At 64.7% G+C, this 5798-nt stretch carries 5 protein-coding genes; 3 read left to right on the top strand and 2 right to left on the bottom strand.

All coding sequences use genetic code 11. The features are described 5' to 3' along the window. The 3 genes from ACFDS3_RS18450 to ACFDS3_RS18440 form a co-directional block, all read left to right on the top strand. On the top strand, positions 1–664 hold a 664-nt coding region (locus ACFDS3_RS18450), incomplete at its 5' end, for an SDR family NAD(P)-dependent oxidoreductase (RefSeq protein ID WP_375263812.1). A 92-nt stretch (positions 665–756) separates the two neighbouring features. After that, positions 757–1686, top strand: coding sequence for a class I fructose-bisphosphate aldolase (locus ACFDS3_RS18445; RefSeq protein ID WP_375263811.1), 930 nt, complete (start codon positions 757–759; stop codon positions 1684–1686). A 111-nt stretch (positions 1687–1797) separates the two neighbouring features. After that, complete coding sequence (locus ACFDS3_RS18440; protein ID WP_375263810.1) at positions 1798–2100, top strand: septum formation initiator family protein; 303 nt, start codon at positions 1798–1800, stop codon at positions 2098–2100. An 18-nt stretch (positions 2101–2118) separates the two neighbouring features. Here the strand turns inward: ACFDS3_RS18440 and cysE are convergent, their stop codons facing one another. Together cysE and ACFDS3_RS18430 are read right to left on the bottom strand one after the other, a co-directional pair. After that, on the bottom strand, positions 2119–2922 hold the full coding sequence (gene cysE, locus ACFDS3_RS18435) for a serine O-acetyltransferase (RefSeq protein ID WP_375263809.1): 804 nt from the start codon (positions 2920–2922) through the stop codon (positions 2119–2121). Between the two features lie 64 nt (positions 2923–2986). Further along, the coding region (locus tag ACFDS3_RS18430) for a glycoside hydrolase/phage tail family protein (RefSeq protein WP_375263808.1) at positions 2987–5798 on the bottom strand (2812 nt) is incomplete at its 5' end.

The raw sequence follows: 5798 nt of genomic DNA, 5'->3' as shown, positions 1-5798 counted from the left end.
TCTGCGCGAGCAGAGGGCCACGCTTGTGGGCGCCCTTGAGCGGCTGGCGGCGGAAATCGGAGGCTCGCAGGTCGTTCCCGCTGACCTGTCGGACCCGGCCGAGGCCGAGCGGGTCTGGCAGGCGGCTGGCGAGGTGGACATCCTGATCAACAACGCGGGCCTCGGCGGGTCGGGGGATTTCGCCCGACCCGATACCTGGGAGCGCGAGCGTCATATGCTGGACGTGAACGTGGTGGCCGCGACATTGCTGGCCAAGCGCGCCCTGGGCCAGATGATCCCGCGCAGGTCGGGGCGTATCCTGAACGTCGCCTCGCTGGCCGCGTGGGTGCCGGGGCCGAACATGGCGATCTACTTCGCCAGCAAGGCCTACCTGCGGTCCCTGTCCGACGCCCTGCACCACGAGGCGAAGGGCCGCGGCGTGACGGTCACCGCGCTGTGCCCCGGCCCCGTGGACACCGCGTTCTTCGATGCGGGCGGCTTGCGGGGCGGCCGGCGGATGCTTCCGGCTTCGGACGTGGCGCGCGCGGGGTGGGACGGGATGCTGGCCGGCCGGCGCACGGTGATCCCGGGCGCTGAGGGCAAGGCGCTGGCGACGGTATCCAGCCTCCTGCCGCGTGCATTGCTGCTGCGGATCGCGGCGCGCACGCTGAATCACCGCCCCTGAGCTCTAAACGGCTCACCGTTGGCGAAAACAAATTGCCCCGAGGGCGCCTGCCACCCTACATCAGGGCCAACGCCATCCAGAGGAGCTATACGATGAAGGCCACCCGCAAGGTTCAGCAGATCCTGGCGAATTACGAGGGCGAAGCCCCCGGCGTGAAAGGCAACCTCTGCCGCATGCTGATGGAAGGCCGCCTGAAGGGCACCGGCAAGATGATCATCCTGCCCGTGGACCAGGGGTTCGAGCATGGGCCCGCCCGGACCTACGCGCCGAACCCGCCCGCCTATGATCCCCACTACCACTATCAGCTGGCGATCGACGCGGGCCTCAACGCCTTCGCCGCGCCGCTGGGCCTGCTGGAGGCCGGCGCGGACACCTTCGCGGGCCAGATCCCGACGATCCTGAAGGCGAACTCGGCCAACTCGCTGATGTCCTCGTCGGCGGGCAAGGACCAAGCCGTCACCGCCAGCGTCGACGACGCGCTGCGCCTCGGCTGCTCGGCGATCGGCTTCACGATCTATCCCGGCTCGGACTCGCAGCTCGACATGTACGAAGAGATCGTCGAGATGCGCCGCGAGGCCGCCTCGGTCGGCCTGCCCACCGTGATCTGGTCCTATCCCCGCGGCGAGGCGATCTCGAAAGAGGGCGAGACGGCGATCGACGTGGCCGCCTACGCCGCGCAGATCGCAGCGCTTCTGGGCGCCCATATCATCAAGATCAAGCTGTCGACCGACCACCTCGAGGTGCCTGAGGCCAAGAAGGTCTTTGAAGAGCAGCAGATCGACATCTCCACCCAAGCCGCGCGGGTTGCCGAGTGCATGCGCTCGTCCTTCAACGGCCGTCGGATCGTGGTGTTCTCGGGCGGCGCCAAGAAGGGCGAGGATTCGGTGTATGATGACGCACGCGCCATCCGCGATGGCGGCGGCAACGGCTCGATCATCGGGCGGAACTCGTTCCAGCGCGACAAGGCCGAAGCGTTGGCGATGTTCGACAAGCTCGTCGCGATCTACAAAGGCAACGAATAAGTCACACTCGTTGCCGCGCTGCACATCTTTCTGGCGGTCCGGGATTCCCATTCCGGGCCGCCTTTGCCAATCATCAGATAAGACATCCAGATTTCCGGGTTCCGCATCCGCATGAGCTATTCGCGCAAACGCTTTCCCTACGGTCTGTTCTGCTACGTGGTTCTGACCTTCGTGCTCGGGAGCTACTTCGCCTTCGCCTCGATCCAGGGCGACTATGGCCTCATGCGCAGGATCGAGATCGAGGCCGAGGCGCGCCAGCTTGAGACGCAGCTTGACGCGTTGGAGACTGAGGTCAAGGTCTACGCCAACAAGGCGCGGCGCCTGTCCGACGAATACTTGGACCTAGATTTCCTCGACGAGCAGGCCCGCGAGGTACTTGGTTACATCGGGCCGAACGAGATCATCTTGCGCTAGGCGCCTTACCCGGCGTGGTCATCGCGCAAAAAGCTGATCCATCATGACCGACGGCTGCGAACAGCCCGCCTCGCCCACGATCCTGGCCGGGACGCCCGCAACTGTCTTCATCGGAGGCACTTCCTCCAGAACGACCGATCCCGCCGCCACGCGCGAGCAGTGGCCGACCCGGATCGCCCCCAGCACCTTCGCGCCTGCGCCGATCAGAACGCCATCGCCGATCTTCGGGTGGCGATCGTCATCCTCCTTGCCGGTCCCGCCAAGCGTCACCGAATGCAGCATCGAGACGTTATCGCCTACGGTCGCGGTCTCGCCAATGACGATCGAATGGGCATGGTCGATCATGATCCCCTTACCCATCTTCGCCGCCGGATGGATGTCCACGCCGAACACCTCGGAGGTGCGCATCTGGACATAGAGCGCGAGATCAATCCGTTCCTGCCCCCAAAGCCAGTGTGCCAGACGATAGGCCTGCACCGCCTGAAATCCCTTGAAATATAGAAGAGGCTGCACGAACCGATGGCACACCGGATCGCGCTCGTAGGTTGCCACCAGATCGGCCCGCGCCGCCTCGCCAAGCCATGGATCGGCGGCATAGGCCTCGTCGGCAATCTCGCGCACGATCTGCTCGGGCATCTCACCGCTCGAAAGCTTCAACGCCAGCCGATAGGCCAGCGCGCTTTCCAAGGTCTCGTGATGAAGAATCGAGATGTGGAACATCCCCGCCATGAGCGGTTCGTCCTGCGTTGCCTGATAGCTTTCCTCGCGGATACGCTGCCAGACCGGGTCCACGGCCCTGATATTGGTGGCTTCGAGGCTCATGGCACTCCTCCGTGACAGCTCGCGCCACCCATATAGGCGGTGGCGCGCCAAGGACAAAGAAGCCTTACGGATCGGGGAGCGCCAGCGCAACCGCCGGTCCGGGCCCAAATGCGCGGGCCAGTTGCGCAACTTCAAGCCGGCAACCCCGCCCATCCGCGACCCGTTCAGCTGCGGCATAAGCCCAAGTACACGCGCCTACCTCGACCTCACGAATGACCTCACCGTCCCGCATGACGCGAACCTGATAGCTCTCGACCTCCTCTCCCAGCGGCACATCCCGGCCGCTCCAGCTGTCCCCGTCGATACGTGTACGGCGAACCCACGTTGCCCGCAGATCGTTACCCGCGGGCGCCAGTCGCAGATGGGCGGGGCTGTACGGCCGCAGACCGACGCCTGCGAAGCCGCGAATCGCATGGATAAAACTGGGTCCGTCCAGCGGCTGGTTCGCAGGCCCGACACGCCAATGCCGCACCAGATCCCGTTGCGCCGCTCGCGGCTTCAGCGTCTCGACGGCAGCATCTAGCAGGACAACGCGACTTCCCGCACGCCATGCGGACGGCATGACCGCATCGGTTCCGACCTGCCCGCGAAGACGATGGGACAGGCTCCAGGTGCGGGGGCCAATCAGCTTTGCGTCGCGGAACTGGAACACCTCCCACCGGTCGTCCTCGCCCGAACCGATTGCCATAGCGTTGGCGCCCGACAGCAAGGCAGCGTCACTGACCGAAGCAAGCGCTCCATTCAGCAGCCGCACTTGCAGCGGTGCCCCACGATCTACAAGTCCCGTCGCGGCGTGGTCGAGCACTGTTTCGGTCAAACCCAGAACCGCCCCCATGGGCACCCTTGTTTCCAGCTTGTAGCCTGCGTCCTCCACACTCGAAAGAACGGCGACGGGACCGGCCCACCGCGCCGACCCCACCGCAATCCGCGGCGCGGCAATACCGTCCGCATCGAGAACGGGAAGATCCATGAAGACCGCGACCGGAGGCGTTGGCAGCACCGCCGGCGTCACCTCCATCGCGTCCTCCAGGACTCCGCCGGCAGCCGCAAGCGATCGCCCGGCTGGAACACGCACCGCCTCCACCTGCAAGACGTCGCCCTGCTCCACCCGGTCAAGACGCCACAGCGCGCCCCTTATTGAAACCAGATCGCCTGCGCCCAGGCCAAAGCGCGAGGGCGGAAGCGCAAAACTAATCCGGTCCCGCCCGGCCTGGGCCTCTGCCAACCAACGTTCAGCAGTCCCACGCGCCTCGGATGACGTCAGGACCAGCGGCAACTCCACCCGCGCAAGGTTCGTGTCGTTCCTGCCAGGCGCAATTGCCTCGGCGGTGCCGGTCGGGAAGTCACCCGTCTCGGCCACGTAGCCGACGGAGACTCGCCCCGCCTCTTCAGCCTCTGGATCCCGCACCGCAACCAAATCACCGCCGTCTGCTGCAAGCAGTTCGGCCTCATTCAGCATCACGCTCCCGTCCGTGCGCCGCATCGAAAATCGCAGAACGCCCTCCCGTTCAACCGACTCGAACCCGTAGGCGAGCATCAGCGGCTGCAAAGCGGCACGCGTATCGGTGACTTCCGTGATTGCATAGCCGCGCACCACCCCACGCAGCCGTGTGACGTCGATTGCACGGACGCCGGAGCGGTGGCAGATCTCAGCGACGACGGAGGCCAAGGTTCTGTAGCCCGACCGCCCCGTCAGCCAGTGGCCGCGGTAGTAGTTCCCTGCGTCGCTCCATACACCCGGCAGCCCCGGAAAGGCCGGAAACGGTCGCGCATCCCATGCCCAGACATAGGCGTGAGCCATATCCACCATCGGACCGTCATAGAGGGAGGACACCGGATTGAGCGCAGGATCACCCCAGTACTCGTCCATCGCACGCAGATACTGGACCTGAAGAAAATCGTCCCGACCACCATCCGAAAACAAAGGGAGGGCCGATTCTGACGACTTTGGGTCCAGGAACTTGTTCGGCTGGTTCGTTCCCTTGTCGATCGCCGCGCATCCAAGTTCGGTAAAGCGGATCGGCTTCGAGCCAGGCAACCAAGATGTCGCTTCGTCCTGCCTGACACCGGCGATGCGATTGTGATGTGCGGCGCTCCACCAGCCACGGATGTCTTTGTAGCGCCAGACCCAAGGCTCGGAATAGCCGCCATCCGAGATCGGCTGCCGCAGCTGCGCAGCACGATCCGCATCGCTCGCATAGTACCAGTCGAAGCCTTCGCCACCCTCGATGTTCTTCTTCAGGTAATCCAGGTTGTGCGGCCCCTGATGGACCGCATCGGCCTCGCCGGCCTCACCGCGCCAATCGGACAAAGGCATGTAATTGTCGATGCCCACGAAATCGACGTTTTGGTCAGACCAGAGCGCGTCGAGGTGAAAAAACAGGTCCCCCGACCCGTCTGCAGGATGGTAGCCGAAATACTCCGACCAGTCAGCCGCATAGCCGATCTTCACGTCCGGACCCATGATCTTTCGGACGTCGGCGGCAAGCACTTTCAGTGCTTGCACAGCCGGAAAGCCGTGAGCTCCCCGGAGCGTAGTCAATCCTCGCATCTCGCTGCCGATGCAGAAGCTCTCGACCCCACCGGCGACAACACAGAGATGTGCGTAGTGCAAGATCATGCGGCGGAACGTCCATTCCTCGGGACCCCGATAGTGCACTTCGCCGGCCAAGACTTCAAAATCACTCGGGGCAGACGTCCCAAAAAACGCCGCGACGTCGGCATCAACTGCCTCGGTCCCATCGGGGGAACCTGCCTGACCGGGCGCCAAGTCGCAGGTGATCCGCCCGCGCCAAGGCAGCGCGGGTTGCTCGGACCAGCCATAGGGATCCGGCAGGCCGTTGCCGTCAATCTGGTCCATCAGAATGAACGGATAG

This window comes from Palleronia sp. (assembly GCF_042089775.1).
Lineage (GTDB): Bacteria > Pseudomonadota > Alphaproteobacteria > Rhodobacterales > Rhodobacteraceae > Palleronia.
Note: the sequence above shows the minus strand (reverse complement) of the source record. Positions and strands in the feature narration are given on the sequence as shown.